Here is a 24,508-nt window from a genome sequence, read left to right as displayed (position 1 = left end):
CGTAGTCGGTGCTCTTCGGGTGGGTAACGTTGCTCCCCGTGCTGATTCTGCTGCCCCCATCCGAGACGAAGTCGGACGGCGGCGACGGCTCTCCCCTGAATCTGGAAGATCTGTCGCTACCCGAGCTCAATCCACTCCGACACAAGCTGGCGGACGCGCTTGTGGGGCTGGCCGGCGATCCCGAGGCATCGGCGACCGCGCTGGGTCTCGGACCGACCCAGACCGAAGAAGTCGAACGCAACGCCGCCCTGTGGACTTCCCCCTCGACACCCGCGCTGAGCCGCTACACCGGGGTTCTCTACGACGCTCTCGACGCGCGTTCGTTCACGAAGGCCGGTCGCGCACGGGCGGCGGCAAGGTTGTGGATCGGATCTGCATTGTTCGGGGCCGTACGTGCATACGATCCGATTCCGTACTACCGGCTGTCCGGTGGATCGACAATCCCTGGCTTCGGCACCCTTCGGTCGTATTGGAAGCCCGAGTTGGCGGACGCGGTGGCTGCGCAGTCCGATGGACTGGTCGTCGACCTGCGCTCGGGGACGTACCAGCAACTCGGCCCGGTGCCCGGTGCCATCACGGCAACGGTTCTGACCGAGAAACCCGATGGCAGCAGATCTGTCGTGAGCCACTTCAACAAGCACCACAAAGGCGTGCTGGCGCGTGCGCTGACCCTGACCACCGCCGAGCCGAAGAATGTGCGTGCGCTGGCCCGAGTTGCCTCTCGTGCCGGTCTGAGCGTGGAAGTCGCATCGGCGACCGAACTGATCGTCCTCACCAAATGAACGCGGTCCCAGAATTACTCCGACAGGGCGCCGACGTCTCCTATGGCAAGGGTCGGGATCTGCGGCGCGTGGACGAAATCGTCGATCGCCTGATCGCGTTGGAGGACCACGATGCCTCGGCACTGGCTTCGTTGGCGCTGACGAACATGATCGAGACGATGTACGAGGCGGGCTGGCAACCGTTCGACCTTCTCCATATCGTCAAGCGCCAGCAGACGCTCGCGGTGTCCTCGCTCGCCGCTGCAGTCCTGCTTCACCAATCGGATCTGACGAACTCGCACGATCGGGCGCCCGAGAACTGGGTCGACCAGCTATCCGACATCTGTGCCGCATATCCGAAGGCTGCAGGGCCACTGACAGCCTCACCGAGTTTTCTTGCTGCACTGCTGAAGTCGAGTGGCAAAACGGATTACATTGCCGCCAACGATCAGTGGATAGCGGTACTTGCGCTGCTGGGCCAATGGCAGACGCTGCCGAGGTGGCCCCGAATCGGACCCTTTCCGTCGCAGTGGCCGGTTCGGCGGGCCGGCCGAACCGCGAAGTCCGGGTCGGCGAGCGGATCTCCGAACACCAAGATGCTCGGCAAGATTCGTGGGCTGCTTGCCAAGGCCGACGCCACCGATTTCGAGGAAGAGGCGGAGACACTCACCACCAAGGCGCAGGAGTTGATGACCAGATATTCCATCGATTCGCTGTTGCTGACCGAAGGAAATGTCGATGTGATCAGCAGACGTCTGCATGTCGACAACCCCCATGCTCCACCCAAAGCCCAACTGCTGCATGCGGTGAGCACGGTCAACCGAGTCAAGAGCATCTGGGATCCGGAGTACGCGATTGCAACGCTCGTCGGTTCACCCGTCGACATCGAGCAGACGGAGATAATGTTCACCTCGTTGCTGATTCAGGCGACACGCTCACTGTCGCACTCCCCCAAAGCCAAGCGACGTAAGGGTTCTGCCTCGGCGGCATTCGGCAAGGCGTTTCTCTATGCGTACGCGGTCAGGATCGGCGAACGGCTCGGCGAGGCCGATGCCCACGCGGTTGAAGAAGCGTCGGAACAATCCGGGAACCTACTACCGATGCTGGCGGCTCAGACCGTAGCTGTAGAGCAAGAATTCGACCGACTCTTCCCACGAGTGCGGACCATGCGCGGTCCGAGGTTGGATGTCGAGGGGTGGGAGTCGGGGCACGCGGCCGCGGACGACGCGGAACTGGCGTAGCACGATCAACCGCGCATCCGACCTGCTTCGGCCGCAAGCGAACGAGACTTGACCGCACCGGGAGTCCTCGGCGTCCAACCGAAGACCGCCCATCGACGGCTACGTCGCGAGCACGTCTTCCTGCGCAGCCTGGGCCTGAGCAACCTGCTGCGGGGTGAACTTGATGAAGAACGCGGCGAGTCCGGCAACGACCGCCGCGACTGCGCAGCAGAACAGGGCGAACATGTAGCCGGAGCTCAATGCATCGAGTTGGGTCTCGTTCATCAGAGTTGCCGGGCCGGTGGTTCCCCCGAGCGAAATCGTTCGCGAGGTGACCAACGCACCCACCACGGCCAGTGCAACGGGACCACCCAAGGTCTGAGCTACCAGAGCGATTGCTGTCAGTGGCCCGATCTCGGTTGCTCGGACGCCGGCGATGGCACACAGAGGCAGCGGTATCGACGCCATACCGACTCCGAAGCCGATCCCGATGACGGGGAAAAGGATTCCAGGGAAGTACGACGAGTCTGCGTTCATCGTCACGACCGAGAACAACAACCACCCCACCATGATGGCGCTGCCCGACATGACCAACCAACGCGGCTGTATCCGAACTACCAGCTTCGAGGTGATGAACGCTGCAGCACCCAAGCCGAATGCGAACGGAACGAACGCCAGGCCCGCATTGAGTGGGCTGTAGCCGAGGATGTCCTGGACGAAAAGTGCAACGAACGCTGCGAGGCAGAACATGACTCCGCCTGCGAAGAGGATCGCGACGAACGTGGCCACGCGGTTCTTGTTCGCGAACAGGGAGAACGGCAGCAGCGGGTTATCGGCCCTTCGCTCGACGACCAGGAACAGTCCGAGCAGTATCAGGCCGCCGAGCAGCGAACCGATGACGAGCGGGCTCGACCACCCCATTTCGGTTCCCTCGCTCAAGGCGAGGACGACACCTGTGCAGCCGAGTGTGCCGAGGATCGCGCCGGGGAAGTCGAGGGCCAGTCGTACGCCCGCAGTTTCCTTCAGCGACACCATGGCCAGAATTGCGATGGCGATGCCGATGGGCACGTTGATGAGAAAGATCCAGCGCCAAGAAACTTGGGTCAACGCACCGCCGATGATGAGGCCTGCGATGGATCCGACGCCGGTCATCGCCGCATAGATCGCGATTGCTTGATTCCGAACCGGTCCCGGCGCAAAGGTCGTCGCGACCAAGGCGAACGCCGTCGGCGACGCTACCGCCGCTCCAACGCCCTGAAGGGCACGCGCAGCCACCAAAGTCGCCTCGTTGATGGCCAACCCACAGAGCAGAGATGCCACGGTGAACAGTACGACGCCGCCGAGGAACATCTTCTTTCGACCGAACGCGTCACCAAGTCTTCCACCGAGAAGCATCAGTCCGCCGAAGGCCAATGCGTACGAGGTGAGAACCCAGTTGCGGCCGGCGTCGCTCAAACCCAGATCGGCCTGCAGCGGCGCCAACGCCAGGTTTGCCACCGTCCCGTCGAGAACCACCATCAACTGAAGGCCGCTGAGCACGATGATTGCGAGGCCGAAAGCCCTGGTCGTCACCGGGTACACGATGCCCGTCGTGGGCGCTGCGGGCTGCGATTGGTCAGACACGGAAGTTAACGTTACCGAGGGTCCACGGAGAAACCCGCAACGGTTCCAATTACGACGATTGCCGGCGGGCGAATTCCCTCTTCCTTCACGCGCCGGCCTACCGTCGCGAGATCGGCTCTGACCTCACGCTGAGTACGCATCGTCCCCTCCTGCACCACCAACACCGGCGTCGAGGCGGGCCGTCCACCTTCGATGAGCACTTCGGCGAATTTCTCGATGCGTTCGACCGCCATCAAGAGCACGATCGTGCCTTTCAAGCGTGCGAGCGCGCCCCAATCGACCAGCGAGTCGGGGTGTTCCGGGGCGAGGTGGCCGCTCACGACCACGAATTCGTGGGTGACGCCGCGGTGCGTCACCGGAACTCCTGCCGCCGACGGCACCGAAATCGCACTCGTGATGCCGGGGACCACGGTCACCGGTATCCCGGCCTCGGCGAGAGCCTCGAGTTCTTCGTATCCACGACCGAACACGTACGGGTCGCCGCCCTTGAGGCGGACGACGAACTTGCCGGCCCTGGCTCCGTCGATCAATGCTTGATTGATCGCTTCCTGTGCCATTGCGCGTCCGTACGGAATCTTCGACGCATCGATGACCTCGACGTGTGGTCCTAGTTCGGCAAGTAGCTCCGGTGGCGCCAGACGATCGGCGACGACGACATCGGCGTACGCCAGGAGTCGGCGGCCACGAACGGTGATCAGATCCGGATCTCCCGGACCGCCACCGACGAGGGCAACACCGGTCAGCGGAGCGTGCGCCGAATCGGTGATCAGCCCCGACTGAAGAGCTTCGAGAACTGCATTGCGCACCGCTGCCGAGCGCCGGTGCTCACCGCCCGCCAAGACGCCGAGAGTGAGTCCGTCGTAGTCCGCAGATGCTGGGGTGACCGCAGTTCCGTCACGAGCGATGTCGGCGCGAACGCAGAAGATTCTCGACTTCTCGGCCTCGGCCACGATCGCGGCATTCGTCTCTGCCTCGTCGGTACAGGCAATGGCGTACCAGGCATCGTCGATGTCGCCAGGGGCGAATTCACGCAGTTCCATCGTCACCTGACCAGCGGTTGCCATCGCTTCGACGGCCGGAGTCGCGACCCGGGTGATGACGTGCACTTCGGCGCCGGAAGAGATCAACAGGGGCAGTCGCCGCTGCGCGACGGTCCCGCCGCCGACCACAACGACGCGTTTGCCTGACAGATTCAGGCCGACGAGGTAAGGAGAATCAGTCGCATCCACGAGAGCAAACGCTACCGCGCCCGCGCCACGCGGGTTTCGTCCCATACTGGCTCTTCGGATTCGTAGACGCGGCCGTCGGATCCGAAAACCAAGAACCGCTCGAAGCTGCGGGCGAACCAACGGTCGTGGGTGACCGCGATGACGGTCCCCTCGAATGCCGCGATGGCGTCTTGAAGGGAGTCCGCCGACATCAAGTCGAGGTTGTCGGTGGGCTCGTCGAGAAGCAGGAGTGTCGCACCGGACAGCTCGAGCAGCAGGATCTGAACGCGCGCTTGTTGGCCTCCGGACAAGTTGTCGTAGAGCTGTTCGGCAGCGCGGGCGAGTCCGTAGCGATCGAGTGCCCGACTCGCCGCCTCGCGGCCCATGCCGTCACGGTGCTCGTTGCCCAGGTGCAAGATGTCGAGCAAGGTGTTGCCGTTCAGGTCGGGCCGGGTGTGGGTCTGAGCGAACAATCCGGGGCGCACGCGAGCGCCCAGCACTGCTGTGCCCGTGTGCGGGACGGGATCGAGGACGAGTTCGGTGACCGGCTCGTGCTCCCGTTCGGGATCGGTACCGCCTGCGGCCAGTAACCGGAGAAAGTGTGACTTACCCGATCCGTTGGATCCGAGAACTGCGACTCGGTCGCCGAACCAGACTTCGGTGTCGAACGGTTTCATGAGCGAGGTCAGCTCCAGATCGGTGCATACCAGCGCGCGTTTCGCGGTTCGGCCGCCGTGCAGTCGTACCGTGACCTTCTGTTTGACCGGCACCGCTTCCGGCGGTCCGACGTCTTCGAACCGCGCTAGCCGCGTCTGTGCAGCGTGATAGCGAGCGGCGATGCCGTCGTTGAACTTTGCCTTCTCCCGCAAGCGCAGGACGAGCGCACGGAGTTTGACGCGCTCTTCGTCCCACCGACGACGAAGCTCGTCGAGTCGGGCATTTCGATCCTCGCGAGCGTCGTAATACGTCTCGAACCCGGCGCCGTGCACCCACGAGGTCGCGCCGTTGATTCCCGGCTCCAGCGTGATGATCCGAGTAGCGGCGTTGGCGATGAGTTCACGGTCGTGGCTGATGAAGAGGACCGACTTGTCGGACTCGCGAATCGTCTTCTCCAGCCACCGTTTACCTGGTACGTCCAGATAGTTGTCCGGCTCGTCGAGCAGTAGTAATTGATCCGGTCCTCCGAACAGGGCTTCCAGAACGAGGCGCTTCTGTTCGCCGCCACTGAGAGTCGAGGCCGCACGCCACTTCGCCCGGTCGAACGACATCCCGAGCGCGGCCATCGTCGCCTTGTCCCAGAACGGCTCCAGGTCGTACCCGCCGACGTCACCCCAATCCGACAGCGCGTTCGCGTATTTCAGTTGAGTCTTTTCGTTGTCGACGTCGATCATCGCGTTCTCGGCATCGTCGAGTGCTTTCGCTGCGACGCGTACCCCCGGCTGCGACACTGACAACAGCAGGTCCTGCACAGTCGAGTCGTCGCGCAACTGGCCGACGAACTGGCGCATCACCCCGAGCGATCCCGAACTGGCGACGTTTCCGTCATCGGGTGCGAGGTCGCCGGCCACGATCCGTGTCAGCGTGGTCTTCCCGGTACCGTTCGGCCCGATGAGCGCCGCCTTTGCGCCGTCGCCGACTCGAAAACCGACCCCGCTGAGCAGTTGTCTGCCGTCGGGAAGAAAGTAGTCGATGTCGGTGAGTTCGAGGTGAGCCACGGAGACAAATCCTATGTCACGGCGCCAATACGATCTTTGCAGTCGTCTTCAGTATCTGCTTTCGGGCTGAATCGAGATGCGCATGCTCGACGCGGAGCCGCGCAGAATCTCCCTCTGTGGTGAGCAACATGACGCCGTTGGCGAACCACGGACCTGCCTCGGCTTGCCAGTGGACATCGTCCGGCCCCACATGGGCGGCGCGAGCAAGCTTCTCCATCAGAGCTGCAACGGGCCGTTTGATGGCCAAACGATTGGCCACCCGAATCGGTAGGTTCAACGGGTTTCGGAACGGCGACATCGTGAGTTGGTAGGTGGCCGGGACTTGTTTCCCCCCGACACCGAAGTCTGCACGCGCTACATAGGAACAGTGCACGTCACCCGACAACCACAGGATGCTGGCCGGTGGATTCGCCGACCTGGACAGCTCGCGCGTCAGAGTTGCCATGTCCGAGAACGACTTCCCGAACGCTGCCCAGTGTTCGAGATCGAGCGCGATGCGCAGCTTCTCGGCCACGCGGGCCGCCGTCCTACCCCAACTCCCCTGCGCTACAGCCTCGTTCCATTGTTCCAGGTGATGCAACGCGGGCAACATCAAGAACGGTAGGGAGGATCCGAACAGTAGGTGCTTGTGCGAGCCTTCCAGCGCGCGCTCTCGGACCCAGGCCCATTCGGCGTCGTCCACCATCGCCCGATCGTTCGGGTCGAGATTGCGCGAGCAACGAGAATCGATCATGAGCAGTCGGGTGTCACCGAAGTCGCGGTAGAAGCTCCACCGTCCGGCCGAGGGGTCGCGATCGACCAACAGCGAGAAATCCGCGAGCAAGCGTTCACGCGCAGCGTCGTCGGCAGCCGTTCGTACCGCCTCGTACAGCTTGTCGCGAGCGAGTTCTTCGGGTGAGAGATTACCCAGATGCTGGTAAACCCAGTACGAGGAGAATGCGCCGACCACGCGATCGTTCCACCACGGCCGGGTTTCTATGTCCTCTCGCCAGGACGCGGACGAATTCCAGTCGTCGCGCAGATCGTGGTCATCGAGAATCATGCACGACGGGACACTGGCCAACAGCGTGCGCACCGGCTCGACAACCCAGGATTCGTGGTAGAGCCAGGAGTATTCCTCGAAGTCGCAGATCTCGTTCTCGGCATCGGTACCCCGTGCGCTGTCAGGGCCTTGCCCACCTTGCCGTCGCGCGTGGAGTCTTTCCAAGATTTCGGGCGACGGTTCGTCTGCGTACACCTGGTCACCGAGCAACAGCAGTGCTCGAGGCCATTCCGAGGGATCTTGGGTGGACATTCGATTGCCCAGACCGGCGAGTGCGTCGGCACCGATTCGTCGGAGTGAGTCTTCACCGTAGTTGTCTCCCCGCCGGCATGATCCGAATGCAATGGTCACGGGGCCGACAGGATCTCCGGTATGAACAGCGGCGGTCGCGCCTGGTTCGGGCCAGATCCTCGTATCTTCGAACGTCACATCGTAGGTAATCGCGGTGTTCGCAGGCAGACCCGTCAGTGCGACCAATGCGTAGTGGTGGCCGTACACGCCCCAGGTACGTGCTTCTCCCACCACCCCGACGGCAGTGCGAACAGCTACCGTTCCGGGCGCATCGAGTTCGAACCAGAACGTCGCCGAGTCCACGCCGACGTAACGGACGAGTGGGCCGAGTACGAGTGAAGAAGACTTCATGGTGCCTACAGTGCCCTTACTCGGACCCAGACGCCACCGCTTCCGGCCCCTATGGACATCTCAGCGGCCCACTGGGGTTGTCAGCTGCTCGCGACGGCCAACCGACCGGTCAATTTCACAGCGAGACGCTCGAGATATGCGAGCACCTCGGGCTCGGATCTGTCGGGCATTCCGTAGACCACTTCACTGACGCCCATTTGTTCCCATCTCGCCAGCTTCTCTGCATCGGGCTTGAAATCGAGTACGACGATGTGTGGCGAACCGTCCCTACCGCCGTCGCGCCACATCTGCTGGAGTCGAACAACCCTCGACTCGATGTCCTGCTCGCGCGGTGTGGTGATCCAACCGTCGGCAGATCGAACTATCCAGGCAAAATTCTTGTCCGTACCCGCAGCACCGACGAGCGTCGGGATATGACGTCCTGCAGCAGGTTTCGGCCACGCCCAGCTCGGACCGAATTCGACGAACTCACCCGAGAACTCCGCCTGTTCCTGTGACCACAGTGCACGCATCGCCTCCAGATATTCGCGGAGCATGGTCCGTCTCCTGGCAGGAGGCACTCCATGATCGACCAATTCGTCGACGTTCCAACCGAATCCGACTCCCAAGACAACACGGCCATCACTGAGGTGGTCGAGCGAGGCAATGGTTTTGGCGAGGGTAATCGGGTCGTGCTCCACCGGTATTGCGACGGCGGTGCCCAATGCTATTCGTTTCGTCACCGCCGACGCTGCGGCCAGCGACACCCACGGATCGAGAGTTCGCGCATACCGATCATCCGGTAACGAAGAGTCACCAGTCTGCGGATGAGCCGCTTCACGTTTGACGGGAATGTGGGTGTGCTCCGGTACGTAGAACGAGTCGAATCCCAATCGCTCGCCCGCTGCGGCCGCGGCCGCAGGCGTTATTCCACGATCGGAGGTGAACAGAACGAGACCGAAGCGCATGCAACATTAGAACGTGTTCCAGTCGGGCACACAAGGCTTCTTACTCCTCGGGCAACGCTGCTCTTGCTACCGCAATGGTCACCGGACCCACCTTCGTCTTGCCCAGAATCAGCGTGCCTCCGCCGCTCCCCAATACTGCTGCGGCTTCTGCCACGCTCGGGGTCCCGACGGCGTCGTCGACCAGTGAGGACGGCGTCGGCACGAAGACGGAAGCCAATTCGGCGGCCGTCCACACGCTCATCGGCACTGAAAGCGAACAAGCAAAAGCCTCCACTGCGGAATGCTTTCGATTCAGAGTCGCTACTGCGACCACGGTCCATTTCGGCCTGGCGACCGAAGCGAACCCGGCCGCAATATCAGATGCCGTCGCTGCTGCCGTCGCGCCGACCCCGACGACGATCGATTCAGCGCGGTCCGATCCAGCGCACTCAGGTTCAGACATCGACAGGCGCGAACCGGTCACACGCCTCGACGAAGTTCCGAACCGATCGCGGGCTGCCTGCCGCGTGCGTATGCAAATACGAAGCATGGACGTTGCCGTGAACGAACCCCTCCCGAACGACGCGTTTGTCGGCAGCTGCGCTCGGATTCTGCCAACCCCATGCCGGTGCGAGATCGGCAGCGAAGTCGACGAGCGCAGTGCGGTGAAACTCGTGGCCCGTCACCCGAGTCCCCGCCTCGAACAACACCGAATCACCCAGTGCGACCGCATCGCGATAGCCGAGTGTGAGCTTCGATCCGAACCGGGCTTCCGCGTCGATGACTCCGGCCATCGCGTGGCCGTCGAGGGATCGCGCCAGGTACAGCAAACCGGCGCATTCTGCGTGGATCGGCAATCCGGCGGCCGAGGCCCTGCGGATATCCGCCAACAGAGGCTCGTTCGACGCCAACTGCTCGGCATGTTCCTCCGGAAACCCGCCCGGCAGAACGACACCCGCCGTGCGCTCCGGCAATCCGTCGGTGAGGGGATCGAACACCACCACCTCCGAGCCTGCAGCGCGCAGCAGTTCCACGTGCTCGGCGTAACCGAACGTGAAGGCAGGACCGCCGGCCACGGCGACGACTGCACCCGTCCTGCTCGGCTCACTCACTTCTTCGTTCGGGTCCCAGGCGGTACCGGTGACCGACGATCTTGCCAATGCTCGGACGGCAGCCAGGTCGACGTGGCTTGTCACCAGTTCTGCCATTGCGTCCACTGCGGCGCCTGCTCGGCTCCCGTGTTCGAGTGCCGTGATCAGTCCCAGGTGCCGCGACGGGACCGCCAGTTCCGACATCCGCGGTAACGACCCGAGAACGGGAACACCGACACGCTCACACGCCTGACGCAGAACCTCTTCGTGCCTCGGGCTGCCGACCCGATTCAATATCACTCCACCGATCCGGACCGACGGATCGAACGTCGAGAACCCGTGCAGCAGAGCGGCAAGGCTCTGACTGTGGCCGCGAGCGTCGACGACGAGAACGACCGGTGCGCCGAGCATCGCGGCTACTGCTGCCGTCGACCCCTCCGCGGAAGCCTGTCCGGCACCCGTCATGTCGATCTTGCCGTCGAAGAGCCCCATGACCCCCTCGACGATCGCGATGTCGCATCCTGCACTGCCATGCAGGAACAGCGGGCCTATGCGCTCTCGCCCCACCATCACTGCATCGAGATTGCGGCCCGGCAACCCCGTTGCGAGAGAGTGGTATCCAGGATCGATATAGTCCGGCCCCACCTTGAACGGCGCTACCCGGTCCCCCAAGGCACGGAGAGCAGCCATCATCCCGGTAGCTACCGTCGTTTTTCCGCTACCCGATGCTGGCGCAGCGATCACGACGGCGGGAGCGGAACGGCTCACCATTCGATCCCGCGCTGACCCTTTCGGCCTGCATCCATCGGATGCTTGACCTTGGTCATTTCGGTGACGAGATCGGCGGCATCGATCAGCGCCTGCGGTGCGTCACGTCCGGTGACGACGACGTGTTGATTACCCGGCCGGTTCACGAGCACTTCGACCACCTCATCGATGTCCACCCACCCCCACTTGAGTGGGTAGGTGAATTCGTCCAACACGTAGAAGCGGTGCGTCTCCTCACTCAATCTCCGAGAGATTTCGGCCCAGCCCTCCGCAGCTGCGGCAGCGTGGTCGACGTCCGAACCCTTCTTGCGCGTCCAGGACCACCCTTCGCCCATCTTGTGCCACTCGACGGCCCCGCCGGTGCCCTGAGTCTCGTGTAGTTCGCCGAGCAGTTTGAACGTGGACTCCTCGCCGACCTTCCATTTTGCACTCTTCACGAACTGGAACACTCCGACGTCGAATCCTTGATTCCACGCCCGCAGTGCCATCCCGAAGGCCGCGGTCGACTTGCCCTTGCCAGGCCCGGTGTGAACTGCGAGAAGTGCTTGATTTCGGCGCTGACGCGTCGTCAGGCCGTCGTCGGGAACAGTTCCCGGAAGTGGTACTCCCTGTGGCATTGCTCGTCCTCTCAGGCCGCTGCGCGAACGACGGCGGCAACGTGCTCGGCGGAAAGGTCGGCAAGCCGCACGTAGCCACCTTGTAAGTGCCCGGCGAAATCGGCGGCCAGTCCGAGACGGACCATGCCCGATTCGCAGTCCACGACAACCGAAGCAGTGCCGTCGGCTGCCAAACGCGACGCAGCGATACGTGCACGGCCTACCGGATCGACACCGCCCGTCGCTCGGCCGTCCGTCATCGCGACGACGAGCGCACGGCGCAACGGATCTCTGACCTTCTCTCGAAGGACGACCTCGCGGGCACGCAGAAAGCCTTGCGCCAGTGGAGACTTGCCGCCGGTTTTCATCCTGCGCAAGCGGGTGACAGCGACGTCGACGCTCGAAGTCGGCGGAAGAACCAACTCGGACTCGCGCCCTCGAACAGTGATGACCGCAACCTTGTCTCGCCGTTGGTATGCATCGCGCAGTAGCGACAGCACGGCTCCCGTCACCGCAGACAACCGATCGCGTGCAGCCATCGACCCGGATGCGTCGACAACGAACACGATGAGGTTGCCTTCGCGACCTTCACGAATTGCCCCGCGCAGATCCGCGGGCTCGAGCCGGAACTTCCCCGATGTTCGTCCGCGCGCGACTTGATCCTCGGCTGCCGCGAACAATGTTCCGATGAGGTGAAGTCCCTTGCCACGCTCGGTGGTCGGGCGCACCACCCGCCCCTGCGCAGCACGCGATCGGGAGCGACGGCCGGGCGCTCCCTCGCCGACACCGGGAATTTCCATCAACCGCGCGCGAAACTGCGATCCGGGCGCTGCGGCATCTCGGTCACGAGATCCGTTGCCGGACGGTGGATTCGGTGTCGGTGTGCCGCCACCGTCCGGGTCCGGTCCTGAGTCCGTAGGTCCGGGATCGGTCGGATCGGGATCGGTGGGTTCGGGATCGGTCGGTTCGTCGGACTCCTGGCCGGATTCCGGATCCGGGGAGTCTGCCTGTGCGGAGTCTGCCTGTTCTGCGGCGTCGCGCATGGCATCGTCGAGTGCACTCTCGTCGATCCCGGGCTCGTCGAACGGATCACGTCTGCGGCGATGCGGCAGTGCCAATTCCGCGGCGACCCGCACATCCGATTCCTCGATCTTCGCCGAACCTCGCCAAGCCGCGTGCGCCGAGGCGGTCCTTGCGACTACGAGGTCCGCTCGCATCCCGTCGACGTCGAACGACGCACACAATGCCGCAATTCGACGAAGTTCGGTGTCGTCGAGTTCCACCTGATCGAGTACCAGTCGCGCCGCAACGATGTGTGCGGCAATGTCCGCGTCCTCGTCGGCATAGCGTGCGGCAAAAGCAAAGGGGTCACGCTCGTAGTTCAGACGCCTCCGCACGACGTCCATTCGGATGTCCACGTCACGAGAGGCAGTGACCTCTACGGCGAGCCCGAAACGATCCAACAACTGTGGGCGGAGCTCCCCCTCTTCGGGATTCATGGTTCCGACGAGGACGAACTGCGCGGGATGCGAATGTGAAACCCCGTCGCGTTCGATATGGACGCGCCCCATCGCAGCGGCGTCGAGCAGAACATCGACCAGGTGATCATGGAGAAGATTCACCTCGTCCACGTACAGCACTCCGCGATGGGCGGCGGCCAACAGTCCAGGTTGGAATGCACGTTCGCCGTCTCGCAGTACCTTCTCCAGGTCGAGCGAACCAACCACGCGGTCCTCGGTCGCGCCGACCGGAAGCTCTACCAGTCGGGCCGGTCGACTCTCGCCATCGTCCTCGATGTCCGGAAGCAGCGTTGCGAGTGCGCGTACGACAGTGGACTTCGCCGTCCCCTTCTCGCCGCGAACGAGGACGCCACCGATCCCCGGGTGCACCGCACACAGGATCAATGACAATCGAAGCTGGTCTTGGCCGACTATCGCGCTGAACGGATAACCGGGTTCTGAAGATCCAACAGCCTGCTGCACTTTCGATCCCCTTCATTCCTCGGTTTCCGCGCCGAGGACTTTCGATGCCCACCGAAGAAGTGGGCAAAGTAATTTCGATGCTGTGCGGTGATCTGGCTTACGAGGCTGCCGACAATCGGAATACTCGTACACAGTGGCGGGACCGCGCCTGAATCACACAGGACTTCCCCGCATCAGCTCCGTTGGTCGAACCCTACCGTCGTTCGACCTTGCTGCCGCCCGACACCTCGCCCCAGGGGGTTCCTCCGCCCCGACGCATGGGCGTGTGCGGAATTCCGTCTTCGAGAACTTCCTCACCGTCGGGTAGGAAGCCGTGTTTCGCGTACATGTCCACCAGGTAGCTCTGGGCATTGATGCGACACGGAGAGGATCCGACCTCGGCAAGTGCAGCACGCAGGATCCGCGTGGTGTGCCCCTGCCCCCGTGCCGACCGCTGCGTGCACAGCCGGCCGATACGGAAGGCCTTCTCACCGTTGTCGTGCTCCTCGAGCAGACGCAGTGTGCACACCACTTCGCCGTCACGTTCGAGCCAGAAATGCCTCGTCTCGGTGAGCAAATCTCGACCGTCGAGTTCCGGGTAGGCGCACGCCTGCTCGACGACGAAAACCTCGACACGCAGCTTCAACAGGTCGTACAGGGTGTTGTTGGACAGGTCCAAAGCCCAGGAGCGCTTGAGGGCAGCAGCTTGCGTAGTCATACGACTGTTGCTATCACACGCCGGTGTGCTGTGCGAGTTGGGAAGACTCGTCCAGCTCGAGCGCGCGCGAGGTCCAGTCGAATATCTCGCGGAACAGTGAACGATCCTCGGCCAATTTGACCCCGAGCGAAGGCACCATCTCCTTGAGCTTGGGTTGCCACGCGTCGTAGCGGTCGCCGAAACAACGCTGCAACACGTCGAGCATCGCCGGTACCGCAGTGGAGGCACCCGGCGAAGCACCGAGCAGGCCCGCGATCGTCCCGTCTGCAGCGTTGATCACTGCGGTGCCGAATTCGAGAACTCCGCCACGGCCCTTCTTTCGAATCACCTGGACTCGCTGCCCGGCGGTGACGATCTCCCAGTCCTTGTCGAGAACCTTGGGTGCGAATTCGCGAAGCGTCTCCACGCGATCGGCCTGCGACTGCGACAGCTCGCTCAGCAAATATTTCACGAGTCCGAGCTCGGTTACGCCCACGCCGAGCATCGACATCAAGTTTCCCGGCTTGACCGACGAAGGAAGATCGGTCAGCTTTCCTTCCTTGAGGAACTTCGGCGACCATCCTGCGTACGGACCGAAGAGCAAACCGGGCTTTCCCCCGATGACACGAGTGTCGAGGTGAGGCACCGACATCGGGGGCGCACCGACCGACGCCTTGCCGTACACCTTGGCCGAGTGCTGCTCGATGAGCTCGGGGTTGGTGCAGCGCAGCCACTCACCGCTGACCGGGAACCCTCCGAAGCCCTTGATCTCGCTGATGCCCGACTTCTGGAGCAGATGCAGAGCACCGCCACCCGCGCCGACGAACACGAACTTGGCGTTGACCGTCTTCTTGGAACCAGTGCGAAGGTTTGCCACCTTCACGTCCCACGTTCCGTCCGATTGCTTCGAGATGTTGCGCACGTCGTTTCCGAAGTGCACGGTGGCGCCGGCCCCGGAAATATAGTTCAGAAGCTGGCGGGTCAGCGCACCGAAGTCGACGTCTGTTCCGTTGTCGCTCCAGTTGAGAGCGACGGGATCGGAGAAGTCGCGGCCCGCACCCATGAGCGGAAGTCGACGCGTGAACTCGTCCGGACTGTCGATGTACTCCATACCTTCGAACAGCGGATTCGAAGCCAGAGCGTCGTATCGAGCCTTCAGGTACTTGGTGTTGTCCTCACCATGAACGAAGCTCACGTGTGGGATCGGATTGATGAAGTTCTTCGCGTCGCTCAGCATGCCCGCTTCCAGGCTGTGCGCCCAGAACTGTCGGGAGACCTGAAACTGCTCGTTGACACTGAGAGCCTTGGTGATGTCGACGGAACCGTCCTTGTTCTGCGGTGTGTAATTGAGCTCACACAGCGCGGAGTGGCCGGTACCGGCGTTGTTCCATGCGTCACTGCTTTCGGCGGCAGCGGCATCGAGTCGCTCGTACACATCGATCGACCAATCGGGCTCCAACTGTCGAAGCAGTGCCCCGAGAGTTGCGCTCATGATTCCGGCGCCGACGAGGACCACATCGGTTTTCACTCGCTTGACCTGCTCTTGATTGGAGCGCTGTTCATTTGACACTGGAGATTCGACTTCCTTGTTCGTGAGTACTCGCGTGAGGAAACTCTGCTCAGGTGGCGGCTACATTACCCGCACGTAGATACCCGACTCGAAGCGCTTTCAAGCACTTCTTCGATTGTGCTCCCGAAGTGCACTTTGCACCTGCTACTACAGTTGTGATTTGTGACTACCTGGGTACCCGATGTCCTCGGCGACGGCTACGAGCAGACGACCATTCCCCTCGGTGCAGATCCGGACGGTGAAGGCCAGGTCGAAGCGACTCTCGTTCGGTACCAGCCAGCAGCTGCACCGTCCTTCGATCGAGCGGTGATCTACGTTCATGGCTTCACCGACTACTTCTTCCAACAGCACCTGGCCGAACACTTCGCAGCCAAAGGCTATGCGTTCTATGCACTGGACCTGCGTAAGTGTGGAAGATCTCTGCGTGAAGGCCAGACACCGCACTTCGTGACGGATCTGGCGTTCTACGACGAGGAGTTGAACGAAGCGCTCTCGCTGGTACGCAGGGAGCCGAGCGGTAAGTCGGTGTTGCTGATCGCTCACTCGACCGGCGGGCTGATTCTTCCGTTGTGGCTCGATCGTCTGAACCGTCAGGATGGCGGCACTACCGGCCTCGGCATCGACGGTGTCATCCTGAACAGTCCTTGGTTCGACCTGCAGGGCCCCGCAGCGGTTCGTACCGTCGGCACCACCGCAATCGGCGTCATAGGCAAGGTCAAGGCAAAGACTGCTTTGCCCGGCATGGGCCTGGACACCTATGGCCTCTCTCTTGCTGCCTCCGAGCACGGCGAGTGGGACTACAATCTCGAATGGAAGCCGTTGTCCGGCTTCCCCATCACGTTCGGCTGGATCCGCGCGATCCGACACGGGCATGCAAAGCTGCATCGAGGTCTCGACATCGGAATTCCATCGCTGATTCTGCGGTCGAAAGTGACGCACTTCTCCCGCAAGTACAGTTCCGCGATCGATGCTGCCGATGCGGTGCTGGATGTTCGTCAAATCGCTCGCTGGGCGGGCTGTCTGGGCGATCGTACGACGATCGTACCCATCGAGGGCGCCCGCCACGACGTCTTTCTTTCACAGGACGTACCGCGGGCACGGGCGTTCGACGAGGTCGACGAATGGCTCGAGTGGTTACATCGAAGTGAGCACATCGAACGAGATTCCGGACGAAACCACAACGAACTAGGAACCATTTCGTGAGCAGTCAGGCAATCGGTCGTCATTTCGACATCGCGATCATCGGGTCGGGTTCGGGCAATTCCATCGTCAACGAGCAGTTCTCGGACAAGACGGTGGCAATTTTCGAAGAGCATTCACCGTTCGGAGGCACCTGCCTCAACGTCGGTTGCATTCCTACGAAGATGTTCGTCTACGCAGCCGAGGTCGCACAGACGATCCGCGAATCGGCGCGCTACGGCATCGACTCTTCGATCGAGCAAGTCCGCTGGTCCGACATCGTGAGCCGGGTATTCGGTCGCATCGACCCCATTTCGGCGGGCGGTAAGCACTACCGCGAAAGCGGCAGCCCCAACGTCACCCTTTTTTCGAGCCACGCGTCGTTCGTCGGTCCCCGGACCATCGACACCGGTGCCGGCGAGATAATCACCGCCGACCAGGTCGTCATTGCAGCCGGATCCAGGCCGGTGATACCTCGACAGATACTCGACAGCGGTGTTCCGTTTCATACGAATGACGACGTCATGCGACTGCCCGAATTACCCGAGCATCTCGTGATCCTTGGTTCCGGCTTCATCGCGGCAGAATTTGCTCATGTGTTCGGCGCGCTCGGATCGAAAATTTCGATCGTCGCCCGCAAGGACACACTGCTTCGCGGTCTCGACGCTGACATATCGGCTCGCTTCACCGAACTTGCACAAAAGAACTGGAACGTCCACCTCGATTGCCGTGATGCGAAGGCGATCTCCGAGGGCACGAGCGTCGGTCTCGAACTCGGCGACGGCACCCGGATTCTCGGTGACGCACTCCTCGTCGCTGTCGGACGCACACCCAATGGCGATCGCCTCGGCGCCGACAAGGGTGGAATCGAACTCGACGGGGAAGGTCGAATTCGAGTCGACGCATACGGTCGCACGACCGCCGAGGGCGTTTTCGCACTCGGTGATGTGTCTTCTCCGTTCCAACTCAAGCACGTTGCCAACCACGAAGCACGAGTAGTGCAGCACAATTTGTCGAACAACGCTTGGCAGGATACGACGAACCTTCGGAAGTACGATCACCGCTTCGTGCCGGCGGCCGTGTTCACCCATCCCCAAATCGCCGAGGTCGGACTGACCGAAGCCCAGGCGCGCAGCGCAGGCCTGGACATCACGGTCAAGATCGAGAACTACGGCGACGTCGCGTACGGCTGGGCGATGGAGGACCAAGACGGTTTCTGCAAAATCATTGCGGAAAAGAAGACTGGTCGCATAGTAGGAGCCCACGTCATCGGCGCTCAGGCATCGACGGTCATACAGCCGCTCATCCAAGCAATAAGTTTCGGAACCTCCGCCCTCGACATGGCTCGCGGGCAGTACTGGATTCACCCCGGCCTGCCCGAAGTGGTCGAGAACGCACTGCTCGGTCTCGACGTCTGAGAGGGCTCCGCATCACCAAGGGTTGGTGCGGAGCACGACTTCGGTAGCAAGTTCGGCTGCTGCATCGCTCGGGATGTTGCCCACACCGTCGAGCTGAACGACGCGGAAGTCCGAATAGACCAACCTCCCGCTGCCGTCCGCACTCGCACGTTGCAGCGAACTGCCGATCACGATCGTGGTCGGCAGTTCGACGGGCGAGCAGTCCGAAGCGCGGATAACCCCGTCCTGGTCGGCGACGGCCGGGTGACCGCGGTCGCACGCGACAAGGCTCGCGAATCGGCCGAACGTTCGGGCCGCCAGCGTCCACGCCAGTTCAGCGCCCTCACGACTGCCGACGAGGTGCACCCAGGGCAACGACAATTCGTCGAGGATTGCCACCATGGCATCGCCGTCGAGTCCTCGCACATCTTCCACTGCAACGGTTTTCAGGTCCGAATTATGCAACCGCTCGGATACGCCGTCGAATACGTCGGGGCTATCCCCCAGACCCGGAAGCAACAGCACGACATGCCTGGATTCCGGTCCGGCGATACGCACCGTGCGAGTCACGCCGCCCGTCGATACCTGCTTGTACTCCATGGGATAGGACGCTACTGCACGCCCGATCGGAGACATTCGCAACCATCGAGGCAGTGGGCTCGTGTCGCCGAAGCCCAACGGTAGACATATCTCGTCACTGACTCGATTCTCACAGGTCCCCAACTATAACTTCGCGTCGACACCGCGTTCGATCACTGCCAGGACGGCGTCGACGTCGACGTTGTCCTCGACCAAATCCGCCAAGAGGTCGAGTTGCTCCTGACGCAACCCAGCCACCGAGGTGTCCGGTGCTACGACAAAGTCATTTCGTCCAGCACGAGCGGCCACCCATCGGAGGAATTCTCTACGGAAACAATCGGATTCGAGCACACCGTGCCAATGGGTACCCATGACTGCCTCCCGCACACTCCCCTCCGCTCGACCATCGTGATATCGAAACAGTGGCGTATCGCCGCTGTGCACGACGCGTCCGTGATGAATCTCGTAACCCGTGACGTCACCGACGCCGAAAAACGGCGATTCCCCGTCCACACCCGCAAGAACCTTGTCGGCCTCGAACTCGATATCGAGATCGAGCAATCCAAGTCCCGAAGCCCGAACATCCGCGGATTCGATTCCGTCCGTAATCGTTCGACCGAGCATCTGATACCCGCCGCAAATCCCGAGAACCGGGCGTCCGTCCTCCACCCGGTCGCGAATGGCCTCGGCCAGACCAGTTTTCCGCAACCAATGCAAATCCGAGAGTGTCGCTTTACTGCCGGGAACGATGACCAGATCGGCGTCGGTCAACCGGGACGGCTCGGTCACCCAGTTGACCGAAACCCCCGGCTCGCACGCCAGTGCCTCGACGTCGGTCGTGTTGGAAATCCGAGGTAGCCGCACCGCAGCGACACGCAACCACTGCGACCCCACCGGCGGACGTGGCCTACCCACCGGAGCGTCCGCGACGACACCGAGCGAGTCCTCGGCATCCATCCAAAGACCGTCGGCGTACGGAACGACCCCATAAGTGGGCCTACCCGTCAAAGTTTCGAGCTGGACGAGTCCAGGAGCCAGCAACGACGGATCGCCGCGAAACTTGTTGATCACGAAGCCTGCGATCAGTGCCTGATCAGCCTCGTCGAGTATCGCCACCGTGCCGTAGAGGTGGGCCAACACTCCCCCACGGTCGATATCCCCCACCACGATGACCGGAAGCCGTGCTGCCGTGGCCAACCCCATATTCGCGAGATCCGTCTCACGTAGATTGATTTCCGCCGGGGATCCAGCCCCCTCACAGATCACAAAATCGAAATCCTTGCGCAGCGAATCCAACTCGGCAGCGACGACAGCACGAAGTGACTGACGATGCTCGACGTAACTCGATGCCGATACATTCGCGACAGCGCGACCCCGAACCACCAACTGCGACGTCCGATCGCTCCCCGGCTTCAGCAACACCGGATTGAACCGCACACTCGGCTCCAGACCACAGGCACGCGCCTGAAACGCCTGCGCCCGCCCGATCTCGCCGCCGTCCAGCGTCACCACCGAATTGTTCGACATGTTCTGGGCCTTGAACGGCGCAACCGACATCCCTCTGCGTGCCAACAAACGACACAGACCGGCCACCAGAACACTCTTACCCGCATCCGACGTCGTCCCGGCCACCAGCAACGCGCCGCCGCGCCCCGCTCCACTCACCACAGTCGGTTCATTCCGCAAGCTCCACCCACGGCCATCGGTTCATTCCGCAAGCTCCACTCACGGCCATCGGTTCATTCCGCAAGCTCCACTCACGGCCATCGGTTCATTCCGCAAGCTCCACTCACGGCAACGTGAGGATCTCACTACCGGTCTCGGTGACCACGAGGGTGTGCTCGAACTGCGCAGTCCACTTCCGGTCGTGGGTGACCACCGTCCAGCCGTCGTCCCACATCTCGGCGTTGATTCCGCCGAGGTTGATCATCGGCTCGATGGTGAAGGTCATCCCTGGCTCGATGATCGTCTCGACCGACGGCTGGTCGTAGTGCAGAACGACGAGCCCGCTGTGGAACGTGGTGCCGATGCCGTGGCCGGTGAAGTCCTCGACAACGCCGTATCCGAAACGGTGCGCATACGACTCGATGACTCGGCCGATCACATTGAGCGCCCGTCCCGGCTTGACTGCCTTGATGGCACGCATCGTCGCCTCGTGAGTGCGCTCTACCAGCAAACGTGCCTCCTCCGACACGTTGCCGGCGAGGAAGGTCGCGTTGGTATCTCCGTGCACGCCATCGATGTATGCCGTGACGTCGATGTTCACGATGTCGCCATCCTGAATCACTGTCGAGTCCGGGATGCCGTGGCAGATGACCTCGTTGAGAGAGGTGCAGCACGACTTGGGAAAACCCTTGTAACCCAACGTCGAAGGGTAGGCGCCATGGTCGATCATGTACTCGTGAGCGATCCGGTCGAGTTCGTCGGTCGTGACCCCGGGCGCTACCGCCTTGCCCGCCTCCTGCAGTGCCCGCGCAGCGATCTTGCTGGCGACACGCATCTTCTCGATGACCTCGGGTGTCTGAACCCAAGGCTCGTTTCCCTCGTTCGCCGTCGGCTTCCAGGCGTACTCGGGGCGTTCGATCGAACTCGGCACGGGCAGTGTGGGCGACACGACGCCTGGCACCAGTGGCTGACGGGGCTTGCTCTCGGCGGTCACAGACATGACTCCAGCGTATGCGCTGTGCATCGGTGTATGCGTAGTCGGTCCCCGGACCCGACCGTGCATGTACGGACCTCGATGCGCCCTCTATGATTCAAATCACTGAAGTTCGGACAAGGAACTGACGTCTGCGAAAGAGGTGACCATGCCGACGACCGACGTGCTGCGCCCGCGAGACGGTGATGCGCTTCGCGCCGAACTACGGCAGATCGTGGCATTGTCCGGCATGCCGGTGGTATTCGGCGGTGAAGTGTCCGCCGGCAACACCTTGTATCTGAGCGAATTCCACGGCACCCGCACCAAGGGGCTGGACGGACTGTTGATCCCGAGTAGATCCGGCCTCGGTGGCCGCGTCCTCGACCAGCAGCAACCTGCGGCTGTCAGCGACTATGGACGCTCGCAATACATCACCCATGATTACGACCGACCCGTTCTCGGTGAGGGCCTGCGATCGATCCTCGCGGTTCCTGTCGTCGTCGCCGGCGCCTCGCGCGCAGTGATGTACGCAGCTGTCCGCGAGCGCGGCGCCATCGGCGACCGAATTGCCGAGATGATGGTGAAGGCATCTCGACGACTGAGTCACGAGATCGCCATCCGAGACGAGGTGGACATGCGCCTCAGGTTGCTCGATTCCAGCGCCGCCGCCGAAGCCGGCGTCACCGGGCACTCGGCAGCCACCGCGGAGCTGCGCGATATCTATGCGGAACTGAGGACGCTCGCGAGCACGACGTCCGATGTCTCCACGCGTTCCGAGCTGAGAATGCTGTCGGACCGAATGTCGGCATCTCTTCGATCGGCGGACCGAAAGCCCGACACCGAGGTCCGACTCTCGGTTCGCGAAATCGACGTCCTGGCTCAGATCGCCCTCGGATGCACCAATGCCCAGGCAGCGCAGCGATTGTCGCTGGGTCAGGAAACAGTCAAGTCGTACCTTCGCACCGCCATGAACAAGACTGGCGCCAAGACGAGACACGAGGCAGTGGTCACCGCGCGGCGTCGCGGGCTACTGCCCTAGTAGTCCGCCGGCAACTGCTCGAACATTTCCCTGGTGACCGCTACCGCGTTATCGGAGCTTCCGCCACGAACGACGAGCGTCGCAAATGCCAGGTCGCCGCGGTAGCCGACGAACCACGCGTGCGAACCGCCCTCGACCTCGGCCTCACCCGTTTTGCCGTACACCTCGCCCTGATCGGCGATCCGCTCGGCGGTACCACTGGTGACGACCGAGCGCATCATCCCTCGAAGCCCGTCGACCATCAGCGGCGAGATCGGCGGATGGTCACCCTCGATCCGAGTTTCGCGTCCCAAGATCAGATTCGGTTCCGGTGTCGATCCGTGTGCCACGGTGGCAGCAGCAAGCGCCATTCCGAACGTCGAGACCACGACCTTGCCCTGACCGAATCCGTCCTCTGTTCGCTGGACCAATTCCTCGGCTGGTGGCACCGACCCCGAATCAGTGGGCAATCCCACGACGTCGTAGTCCGGACCGACCCCGAACTGTGAGGCTGCCACGGTGAGCGCGTCAGGTTCCATTTCGCTGGCGAGCTTGGCGAAGGACGTATTGCAGGAGCGAGTGAACGCGGTTCCCATCGATACGTTCCCGAGCGAGAATTCGTTGTAGTTCGGGATGCTGCGTTCACCGATCACAATGCGCCCAGGACACGGCACCGTCGTGTCCGGCGTCGCGAGTCCCGACGATATGGCTGCGCCCGCTGTGATGATTTTGAAGGTAGACCCGGGCGGATACAACCCGGCAGAGGCAACAGGACCGTCGCGATCGGCTTCCTTGTTCTGGGCAACTGCGAGAATCGCCCCAGTGGACGGCTGGATAACCACCATCATGGCTTGTTCGATCCGCGCGTTCACCGCATTCTGTGCCGCCACCTGAATGTTGCGATCGAGGCTGATGGACACCGAGGGCGCAGGCTGCGAGGGCGTATCGGTCAGTACATCGACGTCGACCCCGTTCCGGTTCACCGTTACCACGCTCCACCCGGCCTTGCCGTCGACCTCGTCGATGACGGTCTTCTTCACCTGAGAAATCAAATCGGGGGCGAACGTCGGATCGGTCGTGAGCAGATCGGACTCGCCGGACACGGTCACGCCTGACAGTGCTGCCAACGACCCCGCGACGGTCTCGTAGTCCTCGGCGCGGAGCAGGGCAACTGGATAGTCGCCCTTGGTCGACGTCGCCGACTCGACGATGCTCTGCGCCGAGATATTCGAATCGAACGGCGCGAGAATGGATGCCAGTCCGGTCGCAGACGAGACGATGTTGCCGGATTCTTCAGCGTTGACCTTGACGCGGTGCACCACACCGGGCACCAGGACGTCCGAACCTGACCGCTCGTTGACGCGTGCCCGCGGCGGCGACGTCGAGCGCAATTCCATGGTCTGTGTGTCACCGAGACCAGGGTGAATATCGGTCGACGTCCACCGCACTCCCCAATTGCCGTCGGCACGGCCCATTTGCAGTTCTCCGTCGTAGGACCAGACTCGGCCCTTGGGAAGGCGCCATTCATAGGTGTAGCCGACCAGCGCAGTGTCACCATCGACGCGCACCGACGTTGTTCGGGCGTCCATGGATTCCGCTTGCAGGTTCTGCCAGGTGTCGGCCAGCGCTGCTGCCGCCGATTCGGGAATATCGGTCTTCGCCGAGGCTGCCTCGATGTCGTTCGAGGCAAAGGCCGAGAGAAATTCCTGAGCTGCAGGTTCGGGACCATCCGGGGCGGGGGTACACGCGACTGCAGTGCCGACGACGAAGACACACACCAGCGCTGCCACCGCGGGTCGTCGAACGCGCCGCTTATCCGAGAACCTCATCGCGCTCATCGTAGTTCGGCGAGAGCGCGCGCGAGCGCAGCGAATCGC

Annotated in this window: 20 protein-coding genes and 1 riboswitch; of the genes, 5 read left to right on the top strand and 15 right to left on the bottom strand. The window is 62.5% G+C overall.

What is annotated here, in order from left to right:
* The first annotated feature begins 38 nt into the window (after nt 1–38).
* Nucleotides 39–782, top strand: a complete 744-nt coding sequence (gene yaaA, locus BJI47_RS16015) for a peroxide stress protein YaaA (RefSeq protein WP_088944590.1) — start codon at nt 39–41, stop codon at nt 780–782.
* On the top strand, nt 779–2,002 hold the full coding sequence (locus BJI47_RS16010; RefSeq protein WP_088944589.1) for a DUF2786 domain-containing protein: 1,224 nt from the start codon (nt 779–781) through the stop codon (nt 2,000–2,002). Before yaaA ends, BJI47_RS16010 begins: the two co-directional genes overlap by 4 nt.
* A 99-nt stretch (nt 2,003–2,101) precedes the next feature.
* Here BJI47_RS16010 and BJI47_RS16005 read toward each other — a convergent pair whose 3' ends face one another.
* The 11 genes from BJI47_RS16005 to mqo all read right to left on the bottom strand — a co-directional run bounded on the left by BJI47_RS16005 (nt 2,102) and on the right by mqo (nt 15,820).
* Nucleotides 2,102–3,562, bottom strand: a complete 1,461-nt coding sequence (locus BJI47_RS16005; RefSeq protein WP_254900636.1) for an MFS transporter — start codon at nt 3,560–3,562, stop codon at nt 2,102–2,104.
* A 53-nt stretch (nt 3,563–3,615) separates the two neighbouring features.
* Nucleotides 3,616–4,878, bottom strand: a complete 1,263-nt coding sequence (gene cobA, locus BJI47_RS16000; RefSeq protein WP_088944587.1) for a uroporphyrinogen-III C-methyltransferase — start codon at nt 4,876–4,878, stop codon at nt 3,616–3,618.
* Complete coding sequence (locus tag BJI47_RS15995; RefSeq protein ID WP_088944586.1) at nt 4,845–6,527, bottom strand: ABC-F family ATP-binding cassette domain-containing protein; 1,683 nt, start codon at nt 6,525–6,527, stop codon at nt 4,845–4,847. Before BJI47_RS15995 ends, cobA begins: the two co-directional genes overlap by 34 nt.
* Nucleotides 6,528–6,543: 16 nt before the next feature.
* Complete coding sequence (locus BJI47_RS15990; RefSeq protein WP_088944585.1) at nt 6,544–8,211, bottom strand: alkaline phosphatase D family protein; 1,668 nt, start codon at nt 8,209–8,211, stop codon at nt 6,544–6,546.
* A gap of 80 nt (nt 8,212–8,291) precedes the next feature.
* Nucleotides 8,292–9,158, bottom strand: a complete 867-nt coding sequence (locus BJI47_RS15985) for an LLM class F420-dependent oxidoreductase (protein ID WP_088944584.1) — start codon at nt 9,156–9,158, stop codon at nt 8,292–8,294.
* A 40-nt stretch (nt 9,159–9,198) separates the two neighbouring features.
* Nucleotides 9,199–9,600: a cobalamin biosynthesis protein gene (locus BJI47_RS15980; protein WP_176224891.1), complete on the bottom strand. Its 402-nt coding sequence runs from the start codon at nt 9,598–9,600 to the stop codon at nt 9,199–9,201.
* The gene (locus BJI47_RS15975; RefSeq protein ID WP_176224890.1) at nt 9,593–10,999 is read right to left on the bottom strand and encodes a cobyrinate a,c-diamide synthase; all 1,407 of its coding nucleotides are present in this window, start codon (nt 10,997–10,999) and stop codon (nt 9,593–9,595) included. Before BJI47_RS15975 ends, BJI47_RS15980 begins: the two co-directional genes overlap by 8 nt.
* Nucleotides 10,993–11,613 carry a cob(I)yrinic acid a,c-diamide adenosyltransferase gene (cobO, locus tag BJI47_RS15970; RefSeq protein ID WP_088944582.1) on the bottom strand — a complete coding sequence of 207 codons (621 nt, stop codon included), beginning with the start codon at nt 11,611–11,613 and terminating at the stop codon, nt 10,993–10,995. Before cobO ends, BJI47_RS15975 begins: the two co-directional genes overlap by 7 nt.
* An 11-nt stretch (nt 11,614–11,624) precedes the next feature.
* Nucleotides 11,625–13,574, bottom strand: coding sequence for a magnesium chelatase subunit D family protein (locus BJI47_RS15965; protein ID WP_088944581.1), 1,950 nt, complete (start codon nt 13,572–13,574; stop codon nt 11,625–11,627).
* A 64-nt stretch (nt 13,575–13,638) separates the two neighbouring features.
* A riboswitch (cobalamin riboswitch) is annotated at nt 13,639–13,786 on the bottom strand.
* The gene (locus BJI47_RS15960; RefSeq protein WP_176224889.1) at nt 13,768–14,271 is read right to left on the bottom strand and encodes a GNAT family N-acetyltransferase; all 504 of its coding nucleotides are present in this window, start codon (nt 14,269–14,271) and stop codon (nt 13,768–13,770) included. (Overlaps the previous riboswitch by 19 nt.)
* A 13-nt stretch (nt 14,272–14,284) precedes the next feature.
* Nucleotides 14,285–15,820, bottom strand: a complete 1,536-nt coding sequence (mqo, locus tag BJI47_RS15955) for a malate dehydrogenase (quinone) (RefSeq protein WP_088944580.1) — start codon at nt 15,818–15,820, stop codon at nt 14,285–14,287.
* Nucleotides 15,821–15,982: 162 nt separating this feature from the next.
* Here mqo and BJI47_RS15950 point away from each other — a divergent pair, with 162 nt between their 5' ends.
* Nucleotides 15,983–17,023 (top strand): alpha/beta hydrolase, encoded by a 1,041-nt coding sequence (locus tag BJI47_RS15950; RefSeq protein WP_088944579.1) that lies wholly within the window; start codon nt 15,983–15,985, stop codon nt 17,021–17,023.
* Entirely contained in the window at nt 17,020–18,417 is a 1,398-nt protein-coding gene (gene mtr / locus BJI47_RS15945; RefSeq protein ID WP_254900625.1) for a mycothione reductase, read from the top strand. Before BJI47_RS15950 ends, mtr begins: the two co-directional genes overlap by 4 nt.
* A gap of 12 nt (nt 18,418–18,429) precedes the next feature.
* On the opposite strand, the gene BJI47_RS15940 is transcribed toward mtr, so the two are convergent.
* The 3 genes from BJI47_RS15940 to map all read right to left on the bottom strand — a co-directional run bounded on the left by BJI47_RS15940 (nt 18,430) and on the right by map (nt 21,640).
* Nucleotides 18,430–18,996 carry an alpha/beta fold hydrolase gene (locus tag BJI47_RS15940; protein WP_088944694.1) on the bottom strand — a complete coding sequence of 189 codons (567 nt, stop codon included), beginning with the start codon at nt 18,994–18,996 and terminating at the stop codon, nt 18,430–18,432.
* Between the two features lie 123 nt (nt 18,997–19,119).
* A complete protein-coding gene (locus tag BJI47_RS15935) occupies nt 19,120–20,640 on the bottom strand; it encodes a cobyric acid synthase (protein ID WP_088944693.1) in 1,521 nt (506 codons plus the stop codon).
* 124 nt (nt 20,641–20,764) lie between these two features.
* Nucleotides 20,765–21,640 (bottom strand): type I methionyl aminopeptidase, encoded by an 876-nt coding sequence (map, locus tag BJI47_RS15930; protein ID WP_088944578.1) that lies wholly within the window; start codon nt 21,638–21,640, stop codon nt 20,765–20,767.
* Nucleotides 21,641–21,782: 142 nt separating this feature from the next.
* Between map and BJI47_RS15925 the strand changes: the two genes are divergently transcribed.
* Nucleotides 21,783–22,652 carry a LuxR C-terminal-related transcriptional regulator gene (locus tag BJI47_RS15925; RefSeq protein ID WP_088944577.1) on the top strand — a complete coding sequence of 290 codons (870 nt, stop codon included), beginning with the start codon at nt 21,783–21,785 and terminating at the stop codon, nt 22,650–22,652.
* On the opposite strand, the gene BJI47_RS15920 is transcribed toward BJI47_RS15925, so the two are convergent.
* A complete protein-coding gene (locus tag BJI47_RS15920) occupies nt 22,649–24,460 on the bottom strand; it encodes a penicillin-binding transpeptidase domain-containing protein (protein ID WP_088944576.1) in 1,812 nt (603 codons plus the stop codon). The genes BJI47_RS15925 and BJI47_RS15920 overlap by 4 nt on opposite strands.
* Between the last annotated feature and the right edge of the window lie 48 nt (nt 24,461–24,508).

It is taken from the genome of Rhodococcus sp. 1168, assembly GCF_002091955.1.
Lineage (GTDB): Bacteria > Actinomycetota > Actinomycetes > Mycobacteriales > Mycobacteriaceae > Rhodococcoides.
The sequence above is the reverse complement of the archived record's forward strand: the minus strand, read 5'-3'. Positions and strand labels throughout refer to the sequence as shown.

What these genes read in the sequence shown, in the direction of transcription:
- BJI47_RS16010 (WP_088944589.1), top strand. Translation starts at nt 779, where the DNA reads ATGAACGCGGTCCCAGAATTACTCCGACAGGGCGCCGACGTCTCCTAT.
- cobA (WP_088944587.1), bottom strand. Translation starts at nt 4,878, where the DNA reads ATGGGACGAAACCCGCGTGGCGCGGGCGCGGTAGCGTTTGCTCTCGTG.
- BJI47_RS15990 (WP_088944585.1), bottom strand. Translation starts at nt 8,211, where the DNA reads ATGAAGTCTTCTTCACTCGTACTCGGCCCACTCGTCCGTTACGTCGGC.
- BJI47_RS15985 (WP_088944584.1), bottom strand. Translation starts at nt 9,158, where the DNA reads ATGCGCTTCGGTCTCGTTCTGTTCACCTCCGATCGTGGAATAACGCCT.
- BJI47_RS15980 (WP_176224891.1), bottom strand. Translation starts at nt 9,600, where the DNA reads ATGTCTGAACCTGAGTGCGCTGGATCGGACCGCGCTGAATCGATCGTC.
- BJI47_RS15975 (WP_176224890.1), bottom strand. Translation starts at nt 10,999, where the DNA reads ATGGTGAGCCGTTCCGCTCCCGCCGTCGTGATCGCTGCGCCAGCATCG.
- cobO (WP_088944582.1), bottom strand. Translation starts at nt 11,613, where the DNA reads ATGCCACAGGGAGTACCACTTCCGGGAACTGTTCCCGACGACGGCCTG.
- BJI47_RS15960 (WP_176224889.1), bottom strand. Translation starts at nt 14,271, where the DNA reads ATGACTACGCAAGCTGCTGCCCTCAAGCGCTCCTGGGCTTTGGACCTG.
- BJI47_RS15940 (WP_088944694.1), bottom strand. Translation starts at nt 18,996, where the DNA reads ATGGAGTACAAGCAGGTATCGACGGGCGGCGTGACTCGCACGGTGCGT.
- map (WP_088944578.1), bottom strand. Translation starts at nt 21,640, where the DNA reads ATGTCTGTGACCGCCGAGAGCAAGCCCCGTCAGCCACTGGTGCCAGGC.
- BJI47_RS15925 (WP_088944577.1), top strand. Translation starts at nt 21,783, where the DNA reads ATGCCGACGACCGACGTGCTGCGCCCGCGAGACGGTGATGCGCTTCGC.
- BJI47_RS15920 (WP_088944576.1), bottom strand. Translation starts at nt 24,460, where the DNA reads ATGAGGTTCTCGGATAAGCGGCGCGTTCGACGACCCGCGGTGGCAGCG.